Raw genomic sequence first — 24,861 nt, forward strand, 5'->3', positions numbered from 1 at the left:
GCAACGAACCTTTGAGAGAAGTTGCCAAACCAAACCCCGACAGATGAAAATTTGGGAAAAGTCGGAAAAAGGAGTGATTAATAAATTTGGCGCAACGAACCTTTGAGAGAAGTTGCCAAACCAAACCCCGACAGATGAAAATTTGGAAAAAGTCGGAAAAAGGAGTGATTAATAAATTTGGCGCAACGAACCTTTGAGAGAAGTTGCCAAACCAAACCCCGACAGATGAAAATTTGGGAAAAGTCGGAAAAAGGAGTGATTAATAAATTTGGCGCAACGAACCTTTGAGAGAAGTTGCCAAACCAAACCCCGACAGATGAAAATTTGGGAAAAAATATATGATACTCTTCACTCAGATATTTACAACTTCCCGCTCAAAGTACAGTCTAGAAAAAGTAAAAATAATGTGTAAAGATACCAGAGAAAACTGCGATATAAGTTTTTTGAGGAGCTTAATAATGAATAACGAAATTAAAGACTTGGAAAATAAGATCAGAAAAAATTATTCAAATCCTGAAGCAATAGTGCTTGACTCTAAACCAGTTGGTTATCCTTTCTATGTCTTACGTCTTGACTTAACTTATTTGGCGAATAGAGAATTTCAATTATTAGAAGAGTTTGTGTTGAAATGTATTACTCATGGGTTGGTAAAACCAAAAGAAATTTCTAGTTTTATTGGTATGGAAAATTATCAAATAGAAAAAATCTTATCAGAATTAATTTCTAGAGATTTAGTCAAAAAAGAAGAAAATTTAGAGTTAACAAAAGTAGGTTTAGATGCTTTAGAACAACAAACAGTTTTAGCACCTATTTCTGAAACTCAGACATTTTATCTAGACGCTCTAAATGGAAAATTAACCAACTCCTTTTCTCTGAAAATTTTTGACAGTAAAATTCATCAAAATAGTGCCATAAATAAAATTCTCAAAAAACCAAGGAAAGGTCATATAGAAGATTTAGTTGATTACTATCCAGATATTGAAAAACTTTTACAAAATTCCGATCCTAATAATCCTAATTCCATAGAATTAGTACAAGTTAATAACATCGAAAATGTATATTCTCAATGGCATGAACTTTTGCTGGTTTTGTATAAAAGTAATCCTGGCGATCGCGAAATTGAATATGAGATTTTTTCTAGAGGTTTTATCCAACCAGAATATCGGAAAACTATAGAAGAATTGTATGCTGAAGGGAAAAAAATACTGGAGCCAATTTTTCAACAAATCGAAGAGGATAAACCTCCTCAAAGTTCAGTCAAGGAAGTTATTTCTAATATTCAAGAGGAGGATATTAAAACTGTAGAAAAGTTAACTACAAAAATTGACTCTCTTAATGACTCTGATAATTTTGTCGAAACCAAAAATAATTCACTAAAAGAGGAAATAAAAAAGCTGAAGCAAGAGCTACAACAAATAAAATCTCAAACTAGAATTTCAGAAGTAATTCATACTTATCAAATTCGCGAATATTTACTTAAAGCTTTAACAGAAGCCAAAAATAGATTAATGATAGTTTCTCCTTGGATTAAAGCAAATGTAGTTGATAAAGAATTTTTATCAACTTTAGAAGCTACCCTCAAACGAAAAGTTAAAGTTCATATAATCTATGGAATTAAAGGTTCAAATTCTCAAAATGATGATAAGTCTATTAAACAATTAGAGAATTTAAAAGCAAATTACAAAAATATCCAATTTGAAAAAACTGAAAATAGTCATCGTAAACAAATTATTTGTGATGATAAATTTGCCATAGTAACCAGCTTTAACTTTTTATCATTTAGAGCAGACCCCAATTTAACATATAGAGATGAACTAGGAGTTATTCTCAGAAATAAACAAACAATTGAAGATTTATTTAACAGTGGCATTAATTTAATTAGTTAAAATTACAAATAATTGATAAATCAATAATTTATATACTATAAATCTCCAAAAATATCAAATAAATCAACTCTTTCTTCAAACTTTGTAGGGACGTTCCATGGAACGTCCCTACATTATTTTTCACTAGATATTTGGTAAGTATTTAGCTGATAGCTGATAGCTGACTGTTATTTCAATTACTAGCTTTCTGAATTGAAGGACTCGATTGAGCTAAATATAATCCTAATAATACGATAGAAAATCCTAACCAACTAATTATAGTAAGTTGTTCTGAGAATAATCCCCAAGCAATTAAAGCAGTAATTACAGGTTCTAATAAGAAGCATAAAGCAACAAAACCAGAGGAAAAAGTTTTGAGACTATAAGTAACGAACCCATGACCTAAAACTTGAGCAATTACTGCTAAACCAATAATTGATAACCATCCCTCCCAAGAAAAAGGCAAAATATGATCTTCCGTAAACAAAGCAATAGGAAGAGTAAATAAACTACCACTTATACAAGTCCAAAATAAGATAGTTGTAGCAGAAAATTTGGAGCGAAGTTGTTCAATTAATAAGTAGTAAGCACCAAATAAAATTGCAGATGCAAATGCTGCTAAGTCGCCAGTAAAATGTTTTACATCTACTTGTATATCATCTGCTCCAATAGTAATTGCTCCTACTATAGCTATTCCCATTCCTATTAAAAATCTACAGTCAAAACGAATACTTAAAAATATCCATCCTCCTAGAGCAGTAAAGATGGGAATCATATTATGAAGTATAGTAGAGTTCGCTACATTAGTTTGGGTTAAAGACCATGCCCAAAGAAGTAAACTAGGAGCAAAAGTAAAACCACCAGCTAATAACCAAATCCATTCACGAAATGTGTAAGTCAAATATTGTTCGTTTTTATTAGTTGATGATTGATTTTTTTGAGCTTGGAAATTACCCCAAAACCACAAGACAAAACCAGAAATAACAAAACGATCTAATACTGTACTAGCAGGTCCTAATTCTCTTTCGCTTAATCGAATGAAAATTGCTGCTAAGGATACAGCTAATAATCCTATTAATAATGCTATTAAAGAGAAAAATGTAGATTTTTGTGCTGAATTTTGAGGTAGTAATTCTATTTGAGTTGTCATATTAGATTTACCTTTGAATTTTGTACTAGTTATAAACTCAACTTAAGTATTTTACCGATTTTCTAGAGTAACTAAAACTTATTTAGTTATTTCATATTTTTAGCTATGAGAATTCAAAAATATTTACGAATCTGTATTGCAAACTATGAGTTTAAGATTGCTTTACTTTTGTTTGTAATGACAGAAAAGTCTTGCTTTGTGTAAGTCTTATTCAAGTAACCTTTAACTAAAGATTTTGTTGATTTACTCCTGGCAAAAAAGAACTTTTATGGTATAAGGAGGTAGTCAAAAAAATATTAGTTTGTCCCAGCCTAATCAATTGTTAGAATCTGCTGGTAATTAATTGCTACAACAATTCTAAATAAATTATGAATATATAAATAATTATACAGCATGGTTTTGACAACAGTAATTTTATCTTGAAAAATAAAATGTGAAAAAAATGATAGTAATACGAAGCTTTATGTATTTATACAAAGACAAATCAAAAATTGCTAAATATTACTAAAGTGGAGGTACTATGCTATTTTCAAAATATTGAAACACTTATATATCAAAGTATTCCCGGTTGATAAAAACAGTCTTTACGATCGCAGAAAAAATATTTTTTATTTGACAAAATAGACAAAAAAAGATATAATTAGCATCCAAATTATCAATTGTTAGGTAGCAATATGATTCCAGAGAATGGCAATTCAAATACATTAGGAATTATTGCTAATTTTTTTCAATTCAATCAACTCCAAACTAATTTCTATACAGAGATAATCGCAGGAATAACTACCTTTGTCACAATGGCATATATTTTAGTAGTAAATCCTGACATATTATCGAAAGCAATTTTTTTAGAAAGCTCTGGCGATCTATTTGGAGAATTAGTAATTGCTACAGCAATATCAGCAGCATTTGCAACTCTAATTATGGGAGTTTATGCAAATTATCCTTATGCTTTAGCACCAGGTATGGGATTAAATGCTTATTTTACTTTTTCAGTAGTTTTGCAGTTAGGAATTTCTTGGCAAGTTGCCTTAGCTGCTGTTTTTATAGAAGGCTTAATTTTTATTGGTTTAACTACTAGCAAAATTCGCACTAAAATAGTTAATAATATTCCAGAATGTATTAAACAAGCTACAACAGCCGGAATAGGTTTATTTATTGCTTATATAGGTCTAACAAGTAGCAAAATAATTGTCAGTAACGAAGCTACAACTACTACTTTAGGTAATCTCAATCAACCAGAAACTTTAGTGGCGATCGCTGGAATAATAATTACTTCAGGTTTTGTTGCTCGGCGGATTACTGGAGCATTACTATGGGGAATATTAGCAACAGCATCACTAGCCTGGATTTTAGGAATTGCACCTTTTCCTCAAGGAATTATTAGTTTACCACAGTTACCAATAAATTTATTTGGTCAAGCATTTGTTGGTTTAGAAAATATAGTCAAAACTAATATTTGGGAGTTAATTACTATTATTTTTGTTTTGATATTTGTTGATTTATTTGACACAGTAGGTACTTTAACAGGATTAGGAATAAAAGCGGGATATTTTAATCAAACAAGAGAATCATTAAACTTAAATAAAGCATTTATGGCAGATGCGCTCGGCACAACATTTGGCGCAATAATGGGTACTTCTACAGTCACAAGTTATATTGAATCTGCTGCGGGTGTTTCTGAAGGAGGGCGTAGTGGATTTACTGCTGTTGTTGTCGGATTTTTATTCATTTTATCTATATTTTTTATTCCCTTATTATCAGCAATTCCTTCTGTGGCAACTGCACCTACTTTATTAATTGTTGGAGTATTAATGATGGGTAGTGTTCGTAATATTTATTGGGACGATCCAGCCGAATCCATTTCAGGATTTTTAACAATTATAATTATGCCTTTAAGTTATTCTATAGCCGATGGATTAGCTATGGGTTTAATTACTTATCCTATTCTGAAAAGTTTTCAAGGTAAATTCCATGAAATTACTCTTTTTATGTGGATATTAACAGTGATTTTTGTCTTAAAGTTTTTGTTTGTAGGTCAATAAAAAATTTTAGAGTTAATCAGCAGGCACTACATAAGTTATATATAAATCAGGAATCAGATGTGAGAATTTGACTATTCCTTAAAAATCAAAATCTAGAATATAGGGGTCATCATCTTGAGAAGATACTGTTTTTTGTTTCTTGTCTATTGCCAGAGTACCTATTCACTAAAAATCTACAATTTCTCACAATTGAAATTAGATAAGCTACGTAGTTCAATAATTAATAATTAATTATTAATTATTACCTCTCCTTGAAAAGAAGAGGATTGACTAATCATGAAAATTTTTATTTATTATCCCCTTAAAAGGGGAGGCTTTAAACCAAAATTTTTCGGTAAATGAGATATGTAAATAATCTCGCATATAGCACTACGCAAATATGTTAGGAAATTAGTATAAGTTCAAAACATTTTATAATAAATTTTAGGATGAGTGCCTTCCGCGTAGCAGTATAACTACTTAACTTGTTGAGATAGGATACTCGCCTCAAAAGGCAAGAGGGCGATCGCTTCTATAACTGAAAAAATTTTTCTTCAAGAGAAAATTTTGCTTATTTTTTTATAGCTATTAACTAAATATTTTATAGCCTTTCTCAGCCTAATAAGGTATACCTATCTTTATTTGTATTCTATTCCCTATTCCCAGTTAAGTGTTCCCTAAAACTAACGAATTTTGTACCTAACCAGCATGGGAATTGCTAGATTAAAATCTTTGTTGCCTTTAAATATAGGTTAGTTTAAGAAATTGATGATTTATTTTAACTAATAATGACACCAAAATAAATATATTAATTTGTTTTTAACTATAGCAATTAGAAATCAGACTTAATGATTTGACTATTCCTGAAAAGGTCTAGAATCTAGGGATTATCATCTTGAGAAGATACTGTTTTTTCTTTCTTATCTATTGTAAGAGTGCCTATTCCTTATTTCCTAAAAATTTACAATCTCTCACAATTCAAATTAGATTGCTATATATATGATATTATTAAACTCATATATATGGCAATCAGGAATGATTTATGAAATAATTTATGAAATATTTAAGAACAATTAAGAACAATTAAGAACAATCAAAATCGTTTTATATTCTGACTCCTAATTACCACTAAAATCTTACAACTGAAATATGATTGCTATATATATCATTTATCAGTAAGCTTCAGGTAAAGTTGTCTTTTTTATTTCATGTTCCCTGTTCCTGAAAAGCTAAAATTTTCTACCTCACGCTTTTTGGGAATTGCTAGATCGTTAATCAAACAGTTTAGTTATGCCAAAATTATTTGTAATTACAGAACAAGAAAGCTCAAGTAACATTTTTTTTGCCAATCTGATTGAAAAATTTAACAGTAAAAACTATGAGTATTTTATCGCAAATTATAGTCAGTCTGAAAATCAACGTATTAAAGAAAATCATCAAAAATTAAAGGAATCAGATTACTTAATTTTACTATTAACTGTCAAATCAATTCTCAATGAGATGGCAACTGAAACAGTCAGGATAGCAAAAAAAAATCAAGATTATCATCCAGAGCAAAAGCCATGGATAATACCTATTAAAACTAATATTCCCATTGATTCACCTTGGGATTATAATCTATATAGTTATTTATTTAAAATTAGACAATGGGAATGGCAAAATACTGACGAACCTGAAAAATTAATTGTCAAAATTATTGACTATATAGAAAAACCAGTATTTCAATCAACACCAGAAATGATAATAGAATCAAAATTTATCAATGATTCTGCTAGGAATTTTACTTATAGAAAGCCTTTGCCATCTTCACCACCAAAATTACCAAAAAGTCAAGATAATTACACTGCTAGTTTTTATATTGAGCGTCCTCCCATTGAAAAAAATTGTTATCAAGAAATTACTAAACCAGGTGCTTTAATTAGAATTAAAGCACCCAGACAGATGGGAAAAACATCTTTAATGGCAAGAATTTTAGATCGTGCTGCCAAATTAGGATATCGAACAGCAGTATTAAATTTACAATTAGTTGACAGTCAAATTTTTAACAATTTAGATAAATTTTTGCGATGGTTTTGTGCTGCGGTAGCTTCAGAATTGAATTTAGCAACCAACTTAGATAATTATTGGAACGAAATTTTTGGCAGTAAAGTATCCTGTAAATCTTATTTTGAGAGATATATTTTGAAAAGTATTGATACTCCCATCGTATTGGCACTAGATGAAGTAGATCATATTTTTCAATATCCAGAAATTACCGTAGACTTTTTTAGTTTATTACGAGCTTGGCATGAAGATGCAAAAAATCGTGACCTTTGGAAAAATATGCGATTAATAGTTGTACATTCAACAGAAGCTTATGTGCCTATAGATATTAATCAATCGCCTTTTAATGTTGGTTTACCAATTGATTTACCAGAGTTAAGTGCAGATCAAATTCAAGATTTAGCTAGCCATTATCAATTGCAACTAGATATGTCTGAAATAGAAAAATTAATGGGAATTGTTAGGGGAAATCCTTACTTAATAAAATTAGCTTTATATCAACTTTCTCAAAATAATATTACCATATATGAATTGTTAAAAACAGCAGCAACAGATATAGGGTGTTATGCAGCTCATTTACAACGACATTGGTGCTACTTGCAACAATATCCAGAATTAGTACAAGCAGCTAAAACAGTAATAAATTGTCATCAACCAGTAAAATTAGAAAGAATCCAAGGATTAAAGTTACACAGTATAGGATTAGTAAATTTGCAAGGAAATCAAGCTACACCACGTTGTGAATTATATAATTTATATTTTAGAGATCGTCTGGAAAATTCAAATTTTTAGTAGTTAATATTCAGTAGTTAGTAGAGGCTATCTTTAACGAAGTCAGAAGTCAGAAGTTAGAAGTTAGAAGTTAGAAGTTAGAGGTTGTTTTTGTAACGGGGATTGAGAGCAACCATACAAAAACATTTCTTCTTAAAAGGCTTAGTTTTAGACCCAATTATTTTGACAAATAAAAAATTAAGCCTTTGTGTAGAGTTTTGTTGCTACGCGACATGAAAAGGTAGGAATAATTCTACAAAATAATTCCATATTTTCTGTTCTCTATATTATAACAATTCCTATCTGTGGCGAGTAGTAATTCTGGTTCGGTGGGAATATAAAAGAAGAAAAACAACTGTACCTCATACCGTTTCACGGAAGTCAAAAGTTAAAAGTTAGATTTTATAGGATAAAAACTGTTACTATACAGTAATTTCAGGAAATTATTTCACATTTAAAGTTCAAAACTAATGGATACTTAGGTAGAGTTTTATCTATAGTTGTTATTTTCCTTATTGCCCTAAAACTCTATAATTTATCAACTGTAAAACTGCTGTCATTTAACATTTAGTAAATGTAGAGAATGCCAGATATGGGAACAGAAAATATGTCAGAACAAAACATACAAATAATTTTGTCTACCTACTTAGGGACTTCCAAATAAAAAAAATATACAATTACAATATACAATTACCCTGAATTTAGGGAGTAGAGAAATTAGGCAGCAAAACTTTCCAGGTCTAGTTCAAAAATTGGATAATTTATTTTTTGCTATTCCCTTATTATTTATGCAAGACAAAAAAAATATAATTTTACATTTATTTTACTAAATCTAATCACAACTTAATTAATTCTTTAGATTGGGGATTAAATACAATTTGATATAGCAATTTGTTCTAGTTAAGAAAAGTAAATTAATATAGACCTTGACAAATAGACCTTGACAAATTATATTTAGTTCTTTAAGTTATTAACTGTTAATAAAAATTCTCAATAGTTAAGAAATATTTATGGAGAAAAAATATGAAGATAGCTTATGCAAAAATGTAGATAAAAAAGAGAAAGCATGGGAATTTACATTTCTAGGAGACAGTAGCTACATCTCGGAAAAGGAGAAAGACCATGAAGTTGCTCAACCATCAGTAGCAGAAACTAACTTCCCACTCACACAAGCAAAACGAGGCGATCGCTTATGTATCGTTGCTATAAATGCTGAAGGTGACATGACTCGTCGCTTGAAAAAAATGGGTTTGGTTGTAGGAGTAGAGCTAGAGGTACTCAGTCACAACCCCAGTGGTTCAAAGATCGTTGCAGTAGAAAGGCAAAATATTGGCTTAGGATCTAACCCTGCTAGGAATATTATCGTATCTTCCATAACTACAATAGGAGACAGTAGCTAACATAACATCATAACAATAACATCAGAGGTAGTAGAAATGAATTTAGCTGATTTAAGAACAGGGGAAATGGCAATAGTCGATCAAGTGCTAAACATTGGTCGCGAACAAGGAATAGTTCAGAGACTAGCAGCAATGGGAGTAGTTTCTGATAGACCAGTACAAGTCTTACGAAAAGCTCAATTCAATGGACCGTTACACATTCGAGTCGGAGCAACCACAGAAATAGCTATCCGACCCCATGAAGCAGAAATGATAGTTATTAAAACAGATGAGGATGATGAGATTAATTTCTATCAAGGTTCTCAAATGATTCCCAAATCTGTAATAGAGTTAATGGAGCAAGTCAAAAGTATATCAGTAATGATATTAATTTCTATTATTCTATTACTTATTAGTGAGCTTTATCAATTCCTAAATAACGGGAATATTAATCAAGCTAATCAACAAAAAATTGCTGCCAATCTAGTTCCTAACTCAACTTCAGAATTAACAGAAAATCAAACATTAGAGACAGTAGATGTAGACAAAGTTGCACCAACAATAGCTACAGCAAATAACAAATCTGCCTCCCCTGAAACGACAACTAAAGCTACTACTGAAAATACCAGCAACCAACTAGCAACAACAACTAATTCTAGTAGCGAAACTGTAGAGTCAATTGGTAAAAAAATTACCGACAAACAAGAAATCGCTAGGTTACAACAAAATCTCTATACCGATATTGATAACAACTGGAAAAAACCAGTAAAACAAACTGCAATTTATCTAGTTAAAGTAGATAAAAACGGGGTTATTATTTCTTACGAAGCTTTTAATCAAATAGCAAAAAATCATCTGAGCAGCACACCATTACCAAATTTAGTTAAGCCTAATAATCTTACTAATCAAACAGAATGGACTGAGTTTGCTATATTACTTTATGAAGATGGTAATCTAGAGATAGAACCAAAGTAATTTTATAGTCTTTATTGTGCAAAGGTTATGGTTGATAATAAAGCTATAGCAATCCTGTTTTAGTTGTAATATTTTGGTGGTAGGAACGATTTCCGTTTGTCATGCTCCTAATTACACGAATCGCCCGTACAGGAGTCATAATTTCCAAGGCTTTCAGTTGAGATTAACTATTATCAAACTTGTCACAACCTATTTGGGATTGCTATATAAAAAAATACAGTGAATTTTATCTGAGTGAGGTACAGTTTTACAGGCGACAAAGGTTTTATTTAAACTCTGGTCTTAAAGGCAGATTCTTCTTTAATATTTGTACTGCATATAAGTAGCTAGATATAAATAAACCTAACTATGTAACAAAATATAAATCAGCAAAAACCATTGAAATTGCTTCCTTCCACTCCGTTCCAGTCGCAATGACATAGTGAAATTTAATTAAACCAAGCTACTTACTTGGAATCTACTGTGTCTCACGAACTTAAGATAAATATAGCAACCCTAAATCATTTGTAAGAAATTAAAAAATAGATCAAAACTTTAAAACTCTTACCCTTGTTAGTTGTTGACTTTTTACCGAATAATTAAGGTCTAAAGCCTCTCCTTTTAAGGAGAAAAAAGAAAAAAATCATTTTGGTCAATCTTATCCGTTTTAAGGAGAGATAATAATTAATAATTAATAATTAATAATTAATTATTGAACAGATGTTTTTTTCACAACCTATTTAGGATTGCTATAGTAGAAAAAAATGACCAAAAAATCAGGTCTCCAACCTCTCCTTTAAAGCTATGCTTTATAAACATCTTTCTTAAGATAAAACGTAGACATTAGAGAGAAGTTATGTATTTGCCATTTAACGGATATTTCGGGAGAGTAAACGTATTTCGTATTTAGGCTTTTCTCCCCCGCTCCCGCCATCTCGCCATCTCGCCACCCCCCCCTCCACAGAGGTTTTCAGGAGTTCCTTATAAGGGATAGCCTTTAAAGGGGATAAGAAAAATAAAATTCAGTATTTCTAAGCTTCTACTGAAGTAGAAAATACTGTTAACTGATAACTCATAATTAATAACATATAACTGAAATGACTTGTCATAATAATACAGCAACAATCCCCAAATCTAATGCAACAAAAAGAGTTGCTTTAATAGGGATGCCAAATACAGGAAAATCCACATTTTTTAATCGGATTACTGGAGTTTCTGCCCATGTAGGAAATTGGCCAGGAATAACAGTCGATATTTTGCAAGCTGAGGTCAAAATAAATAACGAAACAATACAATTTGTAGACTTGCCAGGAGTTTATAATCTAAACGGTTTTTCCGAAGATGAAAAAGTCGTTCAAAGATTCCTAGAAAATAATCCTGCTGATTTAGTACTAGTAGTTATTAATGCCTCACAAATTGACCGTCAAATTCTTCTACCATTGCAGGTAAAAGCCTTTGGTTTGTCTGCAGTTTTGATGCTCAATATGTCAGATGAAGCCAAACAATATGGGATTAAAATAGACACAGAAGAATTATCTAAACGTTTGGGAATGCCAGTCTTTCTAACAAGTGCTAAATATGGCAAAGGCTATATGAACGCATATATGGCAATTTCCGAAGAGTTAAAAGAAAGCAAAAATCCTACAAAATTAGATATCTTAAAAGCAGAGGAAAATATTTCTGTTAACGAAATAGATGCTGTCTTAAATGGAACTGTGATTATGCCTTCCGAAATGGCAAAAAATTTCACAGCTCAAGTTGATAAAATTGTGCTTCATCCTGTCTGGGGTTTACCCTTATTTTTCCTGGGAATGTTCCTAGTTTTTTGGGCAGTTTGGAATATTGCACTTCCTTCAATAGACCTGCTCGAAATTGTGATTGAATGGATACAATCATCAATTGTTGAACCTCTAGTTCAACCTTTTCCACAGGTACTTCAAGACTTTCTAATTAATGGTGTTTGGGCAGGAGTAACTACAGTTGCTTCTTTTGTACCATTAATTATCGTATTTTTTATAATTATGGCAGTGTTAGAAGATAGTGGATATCTATCACGTTCCGCTTATTTAATAGATGCCTTTATGGCAAGATTAGGTTTAGATGGACGTAGTTTTGTACTGCACATAATGGGGTTTGGTTGTAATGTTCCAGCATTAATGGGAACCAGGGTAATGCGATCGCGTGCTTTACGACTCTTAACCATGTTAATTATTCCTTTTGGTTTATGTTCGGCGCGACTGCAAGTATTTGTATTTATTATTGCCGCAGTATTTCCTAATGGCAATGGAGCCTTTGTTTTATTCTCTCTATATATCCTCAGTTTTCTGGTTGCTATTATCACCGCAGCATTATTTCAAGGAATATATAAAAATGAAGAACCTTTTGTTTTAGAACTACCTCCTTATCGTTTCCCTACATTGAAACAAATTTTTCTGAGAAGTTGGGGAGAAGTCAGAGAATTTTTAGTTAGAGCATCAGGTTTTATTACTGTTGGTTGTATTGCAGTTTGGATACTCACAAGCTTACCTCCAGGGGCAACAGGATTAGATACAATTGGCGGTCAAATTGGTCAATTTATGAGTCCTATTATGGACCCTATTGGCATCAATCCTTATCTAACATTATCCCTCTTTTTTGGATTTATTGCTAAGGAAATTGTTATCGGTTCTTTAGCAGTTATCTATAGCATGAGCGAACAGGGTGTTAGTAGTAATATTGCAGAGACAGTTACTTTTATTCAAGGATATAGTTTCTGTATTTTTTGTTTACTTTATACCCCATGTTTATCTACTTTAGCTACTTTAGTCAAAGAGGCAAAATCATGGAAATTTTCCCTACTTTCTTTGGTATTTCCATTAGTTTTAGCTTGGGTATCGAGTTTTATTTTCTACCAAGGAGCTTTGGCTTTAGGTTTCTGAAATAAATGTTAGGTGAAAAGTTAGTTTATAGTTCTACCTCACAGTTTTTGATAAATGCTATATACAACAGTTTCCTACTTTGTGCATTACATATATTTATTTTTAGGGAATAGGGAGTAGGGAGTAGGGAACAGGCAAAAAAATATTCACCTTTAAGTTGTACCAAATTAATCACCGAATTTGCTGTAAGTTTTAGGAGTAAGTTAAAAACCTTCTCCTACTTTTGCTTTTGTATAATACCTAATACCAAATTGATAAATGTTTGTTACAAATAGCTAGGCTATTTTTTAGGAGTCAACAGAATTCAAAAGTCATGTATTCAAAAGTTGAAAGTTGAAACTAAGGTATAGTGCTACGTGCAAGTCAAAAGTCAACCCACCCCTAACCCCTCCCAGGAGGGGAAGTAGGGGCGAATGGCCATTCGCCTCTACAAAAGTCAAAAGTCATCCCTGAGTGAGTTTAATAATTTATAAATGTTCTAACCTTTGCTTCGAGTTCTATAAGCATTTAGCCATCAGTTATTAGCCATAGCGCGATTAATTTATTGTCAGCCAGAAGTGGAATTAGTATTGATAGTATTGAGGGAGAATTAAAAGTAATTATAAAAATTCCTAATCTTAGCAGTTATTGCCGTCATACTTGAGAGCTGACCAGCGAGCTAGGTGTTAACTCCGTATTTCCCAGGAAATGCTGACAAACTAAGATTGTATGAATTGAAAACTTTATTCTTTTCTCTAAGTAGAATGTAAATCCCTTGTTGATTCGCAAGGGGCAAATTTTAATTTTTGTAGAGCTATGTTACATTTAGTATTAAAGCTTGAAATTATATTTTGGATATAATATAATATCTCGGATAAGATAATAACAATATATTAATAAGAAGTAATGATGATGAATTTATCGGATTTAAAAACAGGGCAAATAGCAATAGTCGATCGAATTATCAGCAGTGACGATACAAGAAGAATTGTTCAGAAACTAGAAGAAAAGGGAGTAGTTTCTAATAAACCAGTGCAAGTCTTGCGGAAAGCCAAATTTTCTAGTCCGTTGCATATTAGAGTCGGTTCAAGCAAAGAAATAACTATTCAACCCCAGGAAGCCGAAATGATAATTGTTAAAACAGATATTTCAGCTAAAGATATGATCTCTGACAGTACAACAGAATTAACCGAACAAGTTAAAACAGCATCATTAGTTTCATTAACTACTATTATTCTAGTTGTTATTTCTGGATTTTATCGCATTCTGATTACTGGAGATATTCATCAAGGAAATGAAACAAAAGTTGTGGCTAATGTTGTTTACAACTCAAGTTCAACAGGGACAAAAAATCAAACATTAGAGACAATAGATAAAAGTCAAATTCAACCAACAATGGTCGGAAGTATTGAGACAGTAAATAAGAAATCTGAATTCTCAGAGAAGGCTGCGAAAAAAAATAATCAAAATACCAACAATCATGTAAGAGCAACAACTCATTCTCCACCCCAAAATATACAGCCAATAGCTAAAAAGATTACCAACAAAACAGAGTTATTAGAATTAAAACAAAAACTATACAATACTATCGATCAAACCTGGAAAACCCCCATAAATGTAACTTCAATATACCTAGTTAAAGTAGATAAAAATGGAGCGATCGCTGCTTACGAACCTTTCAATCAAATAGCAGCAGATAATTTGGAAAAGACACCTATACCCAGCCTAGTTAATTCTGACGCTACTAATAAAAAAGAATCACTCAAAACAGAGTGGGCTGAGTTTACAATTTTATTTTATGATAATGGTACTTTAGAGGTACAACCACAGTAATTTAACTGCCCTACTTTCGTTTCGCTGCACGTTTCATGTCTCGCAGCTTTTTGTAGGAAAAGAGAAGATATTTTAGCTAAGTAGGTCTTTATTTACCAAATCCCTACTTAGACTTTCAATTGACTAATAAAAATTCTCCATAAAATATTATAGTATTTTGGTTTTGTTGCATGAACAGGCGATATAGCGCCGCACTTGCTCCGCCAACGCGACAAATCCCAACCTCAAATATTGCAACTTTATTATAACCTAATTATCTATATAAAATGGATAAAAAAATCGAATATTGACATGAAATTAGACTATTTGTATGATTAGATACAATAGTTCTAATAACAGCTCAATAACTTAATAGAATTACTTAACTATATTGCATAATTATCTAAAATAATAAATATGAATCAGCCAAAATTTTTAGGTAAAGTATATTTAGTAGGAGCAGGACCGGGAGACCCCGGACTAATGACACTCAAAGCCAAAGTGCTATTAGAACAAGCTGATGTTGCGATCTACGATGCTCTAGTGAGTCCTGCCATCCTGACAATGATTAACCCCAATGCCGAAAAAATTAACGCAGGCAAACGTCGCGGTCGCCATTCCCTACAGCAAACACAAACAACTCAATTACTAATTGAAAAAGCAAAAACTCATGCAATTGTAGTACGTTTAAAAGGAGGCGACCCCTTTGTATTTGGTCGGGGTGGAGAGGAGATGGAAGACTTAATGCAAGCAGGAGTACCTGTGGAAGTTGTTCCTGGTGTTACCTCCGGTATCGCTGCACCTGCTTATGCTGGTATTCCCCTAACCCACAGAAACTATAGTTCCTCAGTTACCTTTGTTACAGGTCACGAAGCAGCAGGCAAATATCGACCAGAAGTCAATTGGCAAGCGATCGCCCACGGTTCAGAAACAATAGTGATTTATATGGGTGTTCATAACTTACACAATATTATCAAAGAACTTATCATCGCCGGGCGTTCCCCAAAAACACCCATCGCTTTAATTCAGTGGGGAACTCGACCTGAACAAAAAGAATTAATTGGCACTCTCGACAATATTGTAGAACAAATTGAAGCCAGTGGGTTTGAAGCGCCAGCTATTGCTGTTATTGGCAATGTAGTTAATTTGCATCAAATATTAGGTAGTAGGGAATAGGTAGTGGAGGAGAAATTGAAATACATCAGGTCTCTTTTTCCTCGGTAGAAAGAACTTGATGTTTTATTTATCAGTAGGGTTTGCTGAAAAAATATTAGGATTCATTAATGGATAATGGATAATGGATGATGGATAATGGATAATTACCTCTAGTTAAAACCGTACGGGAATTGAATATAAGGAAATATCCTAGCACTTTTCTCTTGGTCGATTGGATATGGCGAGGTTTCCTCCCCATCCCATCCTGACGAAATGCTCCGCAAACGACCGCTTTTTCCTCTTGAAAGGGGAGGCTTTAAAAGGTGAATTATTTAATTAATAATTATTCGGTAAGGAGTTATATCATGTCCGCTTGAATAGTTATAAATGAAGAGGGAGGAGGGGGAAAAAGAGGGTATAAAAAGGAGAAAGTTTTTTGTTTCACTCCGCGTTATATGTGGCGTAGCGGAACGGAGTTCTATCGCTAATTATCTTAGTTACAGTCGATAGGGATATCACTATTCCTCATAATAAAGACTTTAGCCTTTATCTGTAAATGCTTTGTGAGTTAATCAGCAAGCCCTAAGTAATTTCTGAACTTGAAATAATACCTAATACCTAATACCTACAACCAAACATCTTTTTTAAAACTGTATGAATAAATTTTCACTCGCCAAAAATAATCTAGTAGCACTCATTCTTGCAGGTGGAAAAAGTTCCCGTATGGGTAAAGATAAAGCCTTAATTCCTTGGGAAAAGATACCAATGTTAAAAAGGGTTTATCAAGTAGCAAATAAATGTACAGAAAAAGTTTATATTATGACTCCCTGGCCGGAAAAATATCAGCCAATTTTACCTACAGAATGTGAATGGTTAACTGAGTTAAAAACTGAAGGTCCTTTAGTTGCTTTTGCTCAGGGATTAGCTCAAATTAATAGTGATTGGATTTTATTATTGGGATGTGATTTACCTCTGTTAAACTCAGATATTATTCAAACTTGGGTAACTAAATTAAACCAACTTTCTCCAGAAATTTTAGCTTTAGTTCCTCAAAAATATCAAGGGTGGGAACCATTATGTGGTTTCTATCGGCAACAGATAAAAATAGAGTTAGAAAAAACTATTGATCAGGGTGAAAACTCGTTTCAAGAATTACTTGCTCAAATTCCAGTTCAACCATTATCTATTGATTCCGAGATAGCAAAAATGTTGTTTAATTGTAATACTCCTTCAGACTTAGATCGTTCATCAATGGATAATTGATAATGGATAATTACCTCTGGTTAAAACCGCAATGGAATTGAATATAAGGAAATATCCTAGCACTTTTCAATTGGGGAGATTGGATATGGTTAGATAACCCATCTATCCCATCCTAGGTCATGCTCCGCAAACGACCGCTCTCTCCCCTTGAAACAGGAGGCTTTAAAGGGTGAATTATTTAATTAATAATTATTAATTATTAATTTGTAAAAGAGGTAAAAACAGCTATTCAGTTGAGTTAAGCGAAGGGCGAAACCCAACCCACGTCTACTTTACTTTTCACTTAAACCATACTTATCTATCAAAGCATCCCTTGCTTGCTCCCGGTCATCAAAATGAATTTTTTCTGTACCGAGAATTTGATAATCTTCATGACCTTTTCCTGCTATTAATACCCCATCTCCAGATTGAGCTTCCATAATAGCAGCATGAATAGCTTGAGAGCGATCGCCTATTACCAAAGGTTTAACTTCTGGGGATATTCCCTCCAAGATATCCTGTAAAATTTTTTCCGGGTCTTCAGTGCGGGGGTTATCAGAAGTAACCACAGCTAAATCTGATAATTCAGCAGCAATTTTACCCATTTTTGGTCGCTTAGTGCGGTCGCGATCGCCTCCACAACCAAACACACAAATCATCCGACCAGGAATAAAAGGTCGCGCTGCTTTTAACAAATTTTCTAAACTATCAGGAGTATGAGCATAATCAACTATTACACTTACATCTTGCTCTTCTCTAACCTGTACCTTTTCCATCCGACCAGGTACTCCGGAAAATTCTGATAACTGAGCGATCGTCATTGGCAAATCTAAACCCAAATGTAAAGTTGCTCCCACCGCAGCTAACATATTAGATAAATTGTACTGTCCTACCAATGGCAAAGTAAAAGGAATCTCGCCCTGGGGAGTATGCAAAATTCCCTTAACTCCTGTAGGTTTGTATTCTAAATCTGATGCCCACAAATCGGCGGAAGTGTCACTCGTGCTGTAACTCCAAACCTTTTCCGACTCTAATCTGGCAATTAACTTTTTGCCATAGGGGTCATCAGCGTTAACTATCGCCCTACCCTTGAGATAGTCTGAACTAAACAGCAACGCTTTCGCCTCAAAGTAATCATCCATATCTTTGTGATAGTCGAGATGGTCTTGCGTCAAATTAGTAAATACTGCCACCTCATAAGTACAACCCCAAACTCGCTTTTGATCTAGAGAATGGGAACTAACTTCCATCACTCCATATTTACTACCTGCTACTAATGCTTGTGCTAGTTGCTTTTGCAATTCTACTGGGAAAGGTGTAGTGTAAGCTGCCGTTTCTGCAAATCCTGGCCAACGCGCATAAAGGGTGCCGAATAAAGCGGTAGGTAGTTGAGCATTATTGAGAAGAAATTCGACTAAATGGGTAGTGGTGGTTTTGCCGTTAGTACCGGTAATACCTACCATTTTCATTTTTTGCCCAGGGTAGTCATAGAAAGCAGCAGCAATTTCTGGGCAAGTTTGACTCATGTCAGCAACTGGAATAACACACTCATTTTTTGCTTGATGTTTTTGAGCTGCCGAATGAGAAACTATAGCTCCCACGGCGCCATTAGCGATCGCGCTTGACCAGAAGTCTCCCCCATCAACGCGGGTGCCTGGCATTCCTAAGAATAAATCCCCTGGTTGACAAGCATGGGAATTTGTGGCTAAACCTTGAATTTCTGTTTCTAAAGCTTGATGATTATTGGCAAGTGAAATACTTGGAACTTTTGCTAATAATTCTCTCAATTTCATATTAGTAACTCCGATAGTTTTTTTTAAGTTTTTTTATCTAGAATTTTTACTTTATTTTTGTTTAATGAAATCTATAAAATATTTGCTCAACAAAATTTGGTTCTCCTGCTCGCGTAATGATGAGAATATATATTTTTTTCCCACACTTCCCACACTCCCAACACTTCTGACACCCCCCACACTTCCTATACCATTACTATGCACCATCATCAATTTTTTTATGGGCGGGTTTTGTCTTCTGGTTATTAATGGCAGCCCAAGAAATCTTGTTGTTTAACCCGCCAGTTGAACTTTTGATTTATTCAATAAATTAGGCTTAACAACCATAAGGATTTTTTTGTTATCTATAGCAAAAATTTACAAATATTTTTGTAACATTTGCTGCAATTTTCTCACTGGCATTCGAGGAGAGGGGCGTGGTATGAGCTTTTCGGTTGTTGTATCTGTCTGTGATACGCAAAGTACAGGTACTTCATATTGATAGGCTTGAAACCAGTCATCACGAGTGGTAATGTCTCTAACCTCTAACTTGAATTTACAGAGGTTTTCGGGGTCTTTCAGTATTTCTTCGAGTTTTTCTTGAAGTCCTTCACAGAGGTGACAGCCTGGTTTACTATATAAGATTAGGTTCATAATTTAGATTAAATTCTGGAAAATTTGTTAGTTTAATTATTCTATATCCTTTATCTTCTTTTTTCCTCCTATTCCCCACTACCTACTACCTATTCCTTTTTGATGTTGAGCAAAAATGCTGCAAAATATTACTGCGAAAATTCTGTAATTCGGTCGAGGGATTCTTAACTGCAAATGCTTCCGATAAAGCATCAGAAAATAAATTACGTTCAGCCCAAAATTTAACTTTAGCCAAAGCAATAGTTTCTGGTGTAGCTTTTGCTTGCTTTAAACGAGTATCAAGTTTTTCTAACTCTTGAGTAATCACCTGACGTTCTAGAACATCCATAACTCTAAAAGTAATTCGTAAAGTAGGAAAAGAATACTCAGAAGCACTTGAATCATATATTCTCCAATAATAAGTATTACCAGGTTTTAATGATTCCCCATTGTAAATAATTATTTGCTGATTATCTTGAACTTTTTCAGCCCACAAAACCTGCTGACTATTAGCTGGACGAATCTCAATTAACTGCAATTGTCCTTGCCAAATAAATGTCGGACGAGTATTCCAAATTTTTCCCTCGACTTCTATTAAACCAGGAGAAACCAAACAGAAACTACCATTTCGAGTAGCACCATCTTTGGGGGTTACTGGTGGGTCTTCATCCGATCGATAAAATGAATCTTGAAAAACTTTTTCCCACGGATCGTTAGTACGATTATTTTCGGGAATATTTTGTGCTTTAATTATAGATGAAGTTCCGAAAATTGCTATTGTTAATGATAGGCAAAATAGCAGTGAATTGAGTTTTTTATTCATAAAAATACTCTTGTTAATATTGTGATAGTAGTCACATAAGGAAGAAAATTGTGGTAGTTGAAATGATGGTATACTGCAAATAATATGATCATATATACTTAATACCATACCCTTTGTCGCTTTATATTCTTTTTTCTACCTACTCCCTACTGCATTTTTGGCTTTGAGCAAAAATGCTGCAAAATATTACTGCGAAAATTCTGCAATTCAGTCGAGGGATTCTTAACTGCAAATGCTTCCGATAAAGCATCAGAAAATAAATTACGTTCAGCCCAAAATTTAACTTTAGCCAAAGCAATAGTTTCTGGTGTAGCTTTTGCTTGCTTTAAACGAGTATCAAGTTTTTCTAACTCTTGAGTAATCACCTGACGTTCTAGAACATCCATAACTCTAAAAGTAATTCGTAAAGTAGGAAAAGAATACTCAGAAGCACTTGAATCATATATTCTCCAATAATAAGTATTACCAGGTTTTAATGATTCCCCATTGTAAATAATTATTTGCTGATTATCTTGAACTTTTTCAGCCCACAAAACCTGCTGACTATTAGCTGGACGAATCTCAATTAACTGCAATTGTCCTTGCCAAATAAATGTTGGACGAGTATTCCAAATAAATGTCGGACTAGTATCCGAAATTTTATCCTCGACTTCTATTAAACCAGGAGAAACCAAACAGAAACTACTACTTCCCTCTCGAGTAGCACCTTCTTTGGGAGTTACTGGTGGGTCTTCATCCGATCGATAAAATGAATCTTGAAAAACTTTTTCCCACCGATCGTTAGTATTATTATTTTCGGGAATATTTTGTGCTTTAATTATAGATGAAATTCCGAAAATTGCTATTGTTAATGATAGGCAAAATAGCAGCAAATTGAGTTTTTTATTCATAACAATACTCTTGTTAATATTTTGATAGTAGTCACATAAGGAAGAAAATTGTGGTAATTGAAATGATGGTATACTGCAAATAATATAATATCATAATCAAAATTCGGTAAGTGAGAAAGCATCCTGTATCTTGAGTGGGTCTTAGATTCTGGAGGAGTTGTGTATGGTATGATATCAAGTCCGGTTGAATAGTTATAAATAACAAGCGAGTCCTCACTCCTCAGTCCTTAGGAGAGAAGAGGATAGAGTTTGAAGATATTAATATGATCGAGTTTTTTCTGACTAATTATCCGGAGACGATATGAGAGATTAGGGAGAGGAGGAAAAATTTGCTCTTAATATCTTAAAATTAACTAACATCTGGAAAAAGATTACTGAATCCTACTAATCACTTAATAGGTAATCTGAGCAAGTTAAGTATAGCATCTTTTTTGGGAATTGGTATTACCTCGACAAACCCATTCAAATATACTTAATACCATACCCTTTCTCGCTTTATCTTCTTTTTTCTACCTACTCCTTTTTGGCTTTGAGCAAAAATGCTGCAAAATATTACTACGAAAATCCTGCAATTCAGTCGAGGGATTCTTAACTGTAAATGCTTCCGATAAAGCATCAGAAAATAAATTACGTTCAGCCCAAAATTTAACTTTAGCCAAAGCAATAGTTTCTGGTGTAGCTTTCGCTTGTTTTAAACGAGTATCAAGTTTTTCTAACTCTTGAGTAATCACCTCACGTTCTAGAACATCCATAACTCTAAAACGCTCTCCTGCTAGTACATTAGGAAAAGTCTCCTCTGAATCAAATACTCTCAAATAATAAGTATTACCAGGTTGTAATGGTTCCCCATTGTAAATAATTATTTGCTGATTACCTTGAACTTTTTCAGCCCACAAAACCTCCTCATTATTAGCTACTAGATGAATCTCAATTAGCTGCAATTGTCTTTGCCAAATAAATGTCGGACGAGTATTCCAAATTAATGTCGGACGAGTATCCGAAATTTTCTCCTCGACTTCTATTAAACCAGGAGAAACTAAACACAACCACTTACCCCGACTAATACCTTCTTTAGGGGTTACTGGTGGGTCTTCTGAATATTCATAAAATGAATCTTTAAAAACTTTTTTCCACCGATCTTTAGTATGATTTATTTCGGGAATATTTTGTGTTTTTATTATGAATAAAGCTCCGAAAAATGCTATTATTAATGATACAAAAAATAGCATTGAATTGAGTTTTTTATGCATAAAAAACCTCTTGTTAATATTTTGAGAGTAGTCACATAAGGAAGAAAATTGTGGTAATTGAAATGATGCTAGACGGCAAATAATATGATCATAAAAATTCGGTATGTGGGAAACCATCCTGTACTGAAAAAGCAGCCTCAATGGTCAGTGACCGGAGAGAGTAGTGGCGATATAGCAGTCGAAGCAAAGGTTAGGACATCTCTAAATCCTGAAATCCTTTGACAGTTTACTATTCCCTATTCCCTATTCCCTATTCCCTAGCGCGGAGCGCTATAGAAAGCGCCTTAGGATCTGAGTGCTGTATTCCTACTACGGTAGGGTACTGGCAATGTGGCCGTTTTGCCTGATGGTATACTTTGTAAACGGGCAATGTGAAAAACTTGGCTTGAGCCAGTTTTACCGAATAATTAATAATTAATAATTAAATAATTCGCGCCTTGAAGCCTCCCCTTGGATAGGGGAAAAAGCGGTCGTTTGCGTTAGCGCAGCTCCTCTGCAAGAGGCAGCAGTCCGTTAGGATGGGATGGCGAGGTCTCCGTTCCCTCCGGGACGCTATCCTACGGAATGCTCCGCAAACGCGTTTCATGTCGCGCAGCGAAACGCTAGTCTCCAATCGACCAAGAGAAAAGAAAATATTCCTTATATTCAATTCCCGTAGGGTTAAAACCCGAGGTAATTATCAATTATCCATTAATGAAAACTCCTAATCGCAAATCCACCCCACTTTAGTCCGTGAAGTGTCAATTCCTTGAGAATCTTACTGTAAACTTGGGTCAATATCTACCTCTATTTCCTCCTTATTACTTAATACTTAATAAATACTAATGTTACCGGATATAATCTAGTATAGAGTGTTAAATTTAGGAGACATACAAAGAAATCGGGTTTCTGGGACAAATCCTTGGTTTGAACAATAGATATCTCCAGAAAAGAAGGAGTAGGTCCGAGGTAGGGGAAAATAATTGATGATTTCTGTACGATAATTGATTTGATTTTTTCTTATTGGAGATGTCTAATAGACATCTACGAAAAAACTGGATTGGGCACGACGCCTCGCCTGAGTAAGTTCTGAAATTAAATTTTGGGTAGCTCTTGAGCGCCAAAATTGGATACAAGCTTCGCCCATAGACTAGAGCAGTCAAAGCTCGCTTGTGATTTGACATTATAGCTGATACATTTAAGTCTTCTATTACTATCTGGCTGTGGTTAAGTGCCAAGTAAGTAGTTAGTTTATGCAATGTATCTTTCCTGATGTCAGTTATCCTGTTGTATAACTGAGCTATTTTGAGTTGCGCTTTTTTCCAATTATTAGAAAACTTGACTTTATTTCGGTTCAAATATTGCAACCAAGAGAGTTTAGCTTCTAACTTTTTGGGCGTTGCATATTTGTGGGATGAATTGTAGTTTTGGAGAAAGAGGAAGTAAAAGATGGGATTTACCTATTCCCAAAAGTTTCATCCCTTGATTGAGTAACGCCACTTTTTGTAAGATTTCGCACCAACAAAAACCTCACCAGTGGATAACGTGGCTAGAGATTTTACACCTAAATCTACACCCGTCTCCAGTCATATCATGTCCGTTTATATCGTTTGTGTAAAAGTTAGCGTAAATATCAACAGGAAATTTAAGTTTTTTCTTGCTCTTAAACCTTCCTCCCTCTCGTCCCTCTTCTCTGTTCCCTGTTCCCTACCTTTGCTATACAATACCGATGCTACCGGACATGATATCAATATCTCTCCATTTAAGATTTGGATTGATACTAACTTGATTCAGTATGTCGTCTACATCCCATGCCACCCTTAAAAAGGGCTTAGGTGATCCTAGTTCTCTTTTTAGTGTCAGGAATTACGCAAATACACTATATATAGCGTATACTAATCTATGCGTTGGCGGAGCCTAGCGGCAGCTATATCGCTACAAGTTCTAGTCCGCTCGCTTCCAGTTTTTCATTTGTCCTCTACTAATTATCAAAAGCGCTGTATATCAAGTTCGTTGGTATTATTTGTATAAACCTAGGGAAAATATCTGCTCAAGTAATAGTTTTTTCCTTCTTTGTTATACAAATTCACTTTAAGGATATCACAAATAGTTTCAAACTTTAAATGTCAAATAATTGCCTGAAACTATTGTATTGTTAAAGTTTTTAGTCTATCAAATTTAACTTCTGACTTCCAACTTCTGACTTCCAACTTCTGACTTCTGAC

At 33.6% G+C, this 24,861-nt stretch carries 16 protein-coding genes; 9 read left to right on the top strand and 7 right to left on the bottom strand.

Going from position 1 to position 24,861, the window contains the following annotated elements:
• Positions 1 to 458: 458 nt before the first annotated feature.
• Positions 459 to 1,886 (top strand): phospholipase D-like domain-containing protein, encoded by a 1,428-nt coding sequence (locus ACP6PM_RS09530; RefSeq protein WP_426583999.1) that lies wholly within the window; start codon positions 459 to 461, stop codon positions 1,884 to 1,886.
• 172 nt (positions 1,887 to 2,058) lie between these two features.
• Here the strand turns inward: ACP6PM_RS09530 and ACP6PM_RS09535 are convergent, their stop codons facing one another.
• On the bottom strand, positions 2,059 to 3,015 hold the full coding sequence (locus ACP6PM_RS09535; RefSeq protein WP_426584001.1) for a DMT family transporter: 957 nt from the start codon (positions 3,013 to 3,015) through the stop codon (positions 2,059 to 2,061).
• 674 nt (positions 3,016 to 3,689) lie between these two features.
• On the opposite strand from ACP6PM_RS09535, the gene ACP6PM_RS09540 reads away from it, so the two are divergent.
• The 8 genes from ACP6PM_RS09540 (at position 3,690) to ACP6PM_RS09575 (ending at position 17,310) form a co-directional block, all read left to right on the top strand.
• The gene (locus ACP6PM_RS09540; protein WP_426584003.1) at positions 3,690 to 5,057 is read left to right on the top strand and encodes an NCS2 family permease; all 1,368 of its coding nucleotides are present in this window, start codon (positions 3,690 to 3,692) and stop codon (positions 5,055 to 5,057) included.
• Between the two features lie 1,269 nt (positions 5,058 to 6,326).
• Positions 6,327 to 7,871, top strand: coding sequence for an AAA-like domain-containing protein (locus ACP6PM_RS09545; RefSeq protein WP_426584005.1), 1,545 nt, complete (start codon positions 6,327 to 6,329; stop codon positions 7,869 to 7,871).
• Positions 7,872 to 8,860: 989 nt separating this feature from the next.
• The gene (locus tag ACP6PM_RS09550) at positions 8,861 to 9,250 is read left to right on the top strand and encodes a FeoA family protein (RefSeq protein ID WP_426584007.1); all 390 of its coding nucleotides are present in this window, start codon (positions 8,861 to 8,863) and stop codon (positions 9,248 to 9,250) included.
• 36 nt (positions 9,251 to 9,286) lie between these two features.
• Positions 9,287 to 10,204 (top strand): FeoA family protein, encoded by a 918-nt coding sequence (locus tag ACP6PM_RS09555; protein WP_426584009.1) that lies wholly within the window; start codon positions 9,287 to 9,289, stop codon positions 10,202 to 10,204.
• Positions 10,205 to 11,280: 1,076 nt separating this feature from the next.
• On the top strand, positions 11,281 to 13,101 hold the full coding sequence (gene feoB, locus ACP6PM_RS09560) for a ferrous iron transport protein B (protein WP_426584011.1): 1,821 nt from the start codon (positions 11,281 to 11,283) through the stop codon (positions 13,099 to 13,101).
• 885 nt (positions 13,102 to 13,986) lie between these two features.
• Entirely contained in the window at positions 13,987 to 14,913 is a 927-nt protein-coding gene (locus tag ACP6PM_RS09565; protein WP_426584013.1) for a FeoA family protein, read from the top strand.
• A 396-nt stretch (positions 14,914 to 15,309) separates the two neighbouring features.
• A complete protein-coding gene (gene cobA, locus ACP6PM_RS09570; RefSeq protein ID WP_426584015.1) occupies positions 15,310 to 16,068 on the top strand; it encodes a uroporphyrinogen-III C-methyltransferase in 759 nt (252 codons plus the stop codon).
• A gap of 633 nt (positions 16,069 to 16,701) precedes the next feature.
• The gene (locus ACP6PM_RS09575; RefSeq protein ID WP_426584017.1) at positions 16,702 to 17,310 is read left to right on the top strand and encodes a molybdenum cofactor guanylyltransferase; all 609 of its coding nucleotides are present in this window, start codon (positions 16,702 to 16,704) and stop codon (positions 17,308 to 17,310) included.
• Between the two features lie 272 nt (positions 17,311 to 17,582).
• On the opposite strand, the gene ACP6PM_RS09580 is transcribed toward ACP6PM_RS09575, so the two are convergent.
• The 6 genes from ACP6PM_RS09580 to ACP6PM_RS09605 all read right to left on the bottom strand — a co-directional run bounded on the left by ACP6PM_RS09580 (position 17,583) and on the right by ACP6PM_RS09605 (position 24,087).
• Positions 17,583 to 19,082, bottom strand: coding sequence for a UDP-N-acetylmuramoyl-L-alanyl-D-glutamate--2,6-diaminopimelate ligase (locus ACP6PM_RS09580; protein WP_426584019.1), 1,500 nt, complete (start codon positions 19,080 to 19,082; stop codon positions 17,583 to 17,585).
• Between the two features lie 357 nt (positions 19,083 to 19,439).
• Positions 19,440 to 19,715: a glutaredoxin family protein gene (locus ACP6PM_RS09585; protein WP_426584021.1), complete on the bottom strand. Its 276-nt coding sequence runs from the start codon at positions 19,713 to 19,715 to the stop codon at positions 19,440 to 19,442.
• Positions 19,716 to 19,800: 85 nt separating this feature from the next.
• Positions 19,801 to 20,517: a hypothetical protein gene (locus tag ACP6PM_RS09590; RefSeq protein WP_426584023.1), complete on the bottom strand. Its 717-nt coding sequence runs from the start codon at positions 20,515 to 20,517 to the stop codon at positions 19,801 to 19,803.
• A 146-nt stretch (positions 20,518 to 20,663) separates the two neighbouring features.
• The gene (locus ACP6PM_RS09595; protein WP_426584024.1) at positions 20,664 to 21,407 is read right to left on the bottom strand and encodes a hypothetical protein; all 744 of its coding nucleotides are present in this window, start codon (positions 21,405 to 21,407) and stop codon (positions 20,664 to 20,666) included.
• A gap of 509 nt (positions 21,408 to 21,916) precedes the next feature.
• Positions 21,917 to 22,657 (bottom strand): hypothetical protein, encoded by a 741-nt coding sequence (locus tag ACP6PM_RS09600; RefSeq protein ID WP_426584026.1) that lies wholly within the window; start codon positions 22,655 to 22,657, stop codon positions 21,917 to 21,919.
• Between the two features lie 860 nt (positions 22,658 to 23,517).
• A complete protein-coding gene (locus tag ACP6PM_RS09605) occupies positions 23,518 to 24,087 on the bottom strand; it encodes a transposase (protein ID WP_426584126.1) in 570 nt (189 codons plus the stop codon).
• Positions 24,088 to 24,861: the final 774 nt, after the last annotated feature.

Origin of the sequence: Dapis brunnea BLCC-M229 (assembly GCF_050015995.1) — a bacterium.
In the GTDB taxonomy this organism is placed as follows: domain Bacteria; phylum Cyanobacteriota; class Cyanobacteriia; order Cyanobacteriales; family Microcoleaceae; genus Trichodesmium.